This is a genomic window from Giesbergeria giesbergeri (assembly GCF_054779375.1).
Genome location: NZ_BAAGYJ010000017.1, coordinates 1 through 3,823, shown reverse-complemented (window position 1 = coordinate 3,823; position 3,823 = coordinate 1). Strand labels below are relative to the sequence as shown.

Below are 3,823 nucleotides of genomic sequence, written 5' to 3'. Positions count from 1 at the left end.
GGCGGCACTGGCACAGGTTCGTTTTTCCGACTATGCTGCTGGCTTTGGGTGGCTGGTGTGTGGGCTTGGGTTCTAACTCGGCGCTCAAGCGGACAGCTTCCAGCCGCCGCTTACCTTGGTTCGTTAGGCTTCGCAGGAAAAAACATGCAGATTTTCTACGTCCTTCTTTGTATTGCTGGCGCGGCATTGCCCCTCTCGCAGTTCGTCCCGTGGCTTTCTGCACATGGCCTCAATGTCCCTCTCCTATTGCAGCAGGCTACATCAAGTCAAATTGCCTCGTTTGCTTGGGCTGATGTTCTGATTTCAGGTATCGTTGTCGCTGTGTTCTTAGTTGCTGAAGGACGCAAGCTTGCAATGCGTCGCTTATGGCTACCGTTATCTTGTCTTATTGTCGGCCCTTCATTAGCATTGCCGCTGTTTCTGTTATTGCGGGAGCGGCATTTTGCGGCGATGGCTCCTAACAATTCATTCAAGCCGACACCGCTTCGCAGCGCGGCTTAACTCAGGCGTTAGCGTTCGCCCACGCCGGTGCTTATTCCAAGGCTGTCAAAATCTGAGTTTCTCTGTCACTGGCGTTCAAAAGTATGTTTTGTTTTTGATTGGCCGGTCAGTATTATCTGGTTTCGTATAGGCGCTGGTACAGGTTCGTTTTTCCGGGTATGCTGCTGGCTTTGGGTGGCTGGTGCGTGGGCTTGGGTTCTAACTCGGCGCTCAAGCGGACAGCTTCCAGCTGCCGCTTACCTTGGTTCGTTAGCCTTCGCGAATTAGCCATAACTCGAACAACGACATAAAAACAAAATTTATATGGACATCATCAAGACCATTACTGATTGGCCAGTCATAGTTCAGGGTGCGCTCGGTTCTGCCTTGTTCTGGGCCGTGCTCGAGCTTGGCCAACGAATCGTAAAACGAATTGCTTCACGGTTATCCACGGATTACAAGGCTGGGAGCACCTGGGCGCTCATGGCACATGAGGCGGAAGGCCCATTGGCACACGATTCGCGCTTTATCTGCATGTATGCCGCACTTCACTATCTCTTAAAGGCAGGCATCGTTTCCGCGCTGTCTCTCGCGCTTGGAAATGCTATTGAAGTCTTTTCCTCTGTCGGTTTTCTTATTGCCATGTACTTCCTTTTTCGAGCACTTTCTTACGTCCCCCACACCTCTAGTTGGGGGAGCCTCGAAGACAGAAAGCAAGCCTTTCAAACCCTGATCGCAGAAGCACCAGCGAGGCTCAAGGCGTTGAAGGAAGCGGAGCAGAAGCGCAAAGATTGATGGCTAACCCGGCGCTCAAGCGGATAGCTCCTATCTGCCGCTTACCTTGGTTCGTTAGCCGTGGCTCACAGCAGTGCTCAATTCAATGCTGTAAAAGTTTGTTTCTTCTGTCGTCAGTAATTTCAAAGTAGGTTTTACTTTTGATTGGCCGGTCAGTATTATTTGGTTTCGTATAGGCGCTGGTCTAGGTTCGTCTTCCCAGTTATGCTGCTGGCTTTGGGTAGTTGCTGTGTGGGCGTTGGTTCTAACTTTGCGCTCAAGCGGACAGCCTCCAGCTGCCGCTTACCTTAGTTCGTTAGGCTTCGCAGGAAAAAACGTGCAGATTTTCTACGTCCTTCTTTGTATTGCTGGCGCGGCATTGCCCCTCTCGCAGTTCGTCCCGTGGCTTTCTGCACATGGCCTCAATGTCCCTCTCCTATTGCAGCAGGCTACATCAAGTCAAATTGCCTCGTTCGCTTGGGCTGATGTTCTGATTTCAGGTATCGTTGTCGCTGTGTTCTTAGTTGCTGAAGGACGCAAGCTTGCAATGCGTCACTTATGGCTACCGTTATCTTGTCTTATGGTCGGCCCTTCATTAGCATTGCCGCTGTTTCTGTTATTGCGGGAGCGGCATCTTGCGGCGATGGCTCCTAACAATTCATTCAAGCCGACACCGCTTCGCGGCGCGGCTTAACTCAGGCGTTAGTCTTATAACCAAATGTCGACGTTCATTGCTCCAGCGATTCTTTCTGCCGTTTTTGTTTTTATTTTTGGCTTTGCCCTAGGGCATTCATGGGAATTCGGATGGCAGCTATCTATAGGCGTTACGGTGTCTTTGTTCGTTGCAGTTCTTTCTCTCGTAACGACAGTTCATCACTCGTACGCAGTTCGTCGGCACAATAAATTACAGGTAAAACCACAACTAGTTATCGAGAGTTATCTAGATGGCACTATCAAAGAAGATTTTTTAATTTACACGTTGTCTCTAAAAAATGTAGGCCTCGGCCCTGCTATTATTTCCAGATACTCCGTAAATTTAGGCAATACAAAAATTGAAGACTCAGATTCAGTTTTTATTGAATTCTTAAAACTTGTAAACAACTCCACGCACGCCAAGGGAAGATCCATCACAGAAGCTCGGTATTTAGAAGAGGGAGAAGCTTTAGATAAGGGGCAGGAAAAGATTCTTTTTAAAACACAAATACCAAAGGATGACCTAACTTTCATGAAGGGCAGAGAGATTTTGAAAAAACTTGCAAAAGAAATTCAAATTTCGATTAAATACCGATGCCACTATGGAATGGATTTTGAAGTTGGACGAGGAAATAAAAATGCCTAACCACACGCTCAAGCCGACCCGCCTTCGGCGGTCGGCTTAGCTTATTCGTTAGGCCACCACAATTGGAGCTCATCATTCATATGGAAACTTCGAACTCCCGCAACAACTGGTTCGTTCGGCTACTGATTGTGGCGTTTTGCGGGTTTCTCGCCACACTCGTGGTCTATCGCTACTTCTACATCGATCCCAAGGCAGAAATATCGGCGGGCCTCCTCGTACTCTTGGCCTTTATTCTGGTGCTTGTATTAAGTGAGCTCTTCGACAACTTTTCTGTTGGTAAGCTCGTCACAATGTCTCGTACCATCAAAGAGAAGGAGGCGCAAACAACTGAGCTCAAGAAAGAAAATACTGAGCTCAGGGGGCAGCTTATCTCAATATCAAACAGTGTTTCGCAGAGGCAAACAAGCACTAATATATTCGGCCTTCCAGAAAATATGATTGATTTATTGACAGTCAAGAAAGCACCGGCGGAAGAGATAGAAGACAAAAAGAATGAAGAAGAAACATCACCGGCTGCACAACCCCAAGTAGCTGTTGAACGCCAGTTTGATAGAGCCAAGGCTGAAGAGCTCGCTATCAGAAATTTTGTTGTAAGTAATAACTTGCAATCTTTTAATTTGATTCGCGATGCAAAACTGTCCACCCAATTCTCTGGCATTGATCCAATAACAGATATAACACCAATCTTTGATGCCTACATCAATGCTACAGACTCCGAGATTTTCGTTGAAACACGACCGACTCAGTACGCATCAATTATGTTTCGGGATCGCCTGTACGTGATGCTTACAAAAATTCATCACTACAAAACAATCAAGAAGGCAAACGTCTACTTGGCATTGCTGCTAGTTAACGTGCCTGATCCGTCTACATCTCGGCCACCAGGCTCGTACGTTGACCGTTTGCAGCGCGAGTTTGAACCAGCGATTACGTCCGGTCTTCTGCGCATTCAGGTTATTGAACCAACCTCTGAAGAGTTGTTAAGCCTTCGTAGTGGAGGGTAGTGGCCTAACATGGTGCTCAAGCGGACGGCTTCCAGCCGCCGCTTACCTTAGTTCGTTAGGTGTCTTAATTGCAACAGAAGCGCAACCTCAAGGTCATCAATACGCAGAGACCAATCATCCAGAACTACTGGAAGATTATCTACTTTCGTGACACTGAACGAGTTACCCCTGTTTTATCTCGTTGGAAGTGGGTACGCCTGTGTATTTTTGAAGTCCTCTTTGGCCA

The 3,823-nt window shown here is 47.6% G+C and carries 5 protein-coding genes; all 5 read left to right on the top strand.

From position 1 onward, the window contains the following. Positions 1-501, top strand: a 501-nt coding sequence (locus ACYVB2_RS15385; RefSeq protein WP_382434930.1) for a DUF2834 domain-containing protein, incomplete at its 5' end; no start/stop codon positions are given. A gap of 303 nt (positions 502-804) precedes the next feature. Continuing rightward, the gene (locus tag ACYVB2_RS15380) at positions 805-1,275 is read left to right on the top strand and encodes a hypothetical protein (RefSeq protein ID WP_382434928.1); all 471 of its coding nucleotides are present in this window, start codon (positions 805-807) and stop codon (positions 1,273-1,275) included. Positions 1,276-1,591: 316 nt separating this feature from the next. Continuing rightward, on the top strand, positions 1,592-1,948 hold the full coding sequence (locus ACYVB2_RS15375) for a DUF2834 domain-containing protein (protein WP_382434926.1): 357 nt from the start codon (positions 1,592-1,594) through the stop codon (positions 1,946-1,948). Between the two features lie 24 nt (positions 1,949-1,972). Further along, the gene (locus ACYVB2_RS15370; protein WP_382434924.1) at positions 1,973-2,593 is read left to right on the top strand and encodes a hypothetical protein; all 621 of its coding nucleotides are present in this window, start codon (positions 1,973-1,975) and stop codon (positions 2,591-2,593) included. Positions 2,594-2,655: 62 nt separating this feature from the next. Next, positions 2,656-3,597 carry a hypothetical protein gene (locus tag ACYVB2_RS15365; protein WP_382434922.1) on the top strand — a complete coding sequence of 314 codons (942 nt, stop codon included), beginning with the start codon at positions 2,656-2,658 and terminating at the stop codon, positions 3,595-3,597. Positions 3,598-3,823: the final 226 nt, after the last annotated feature.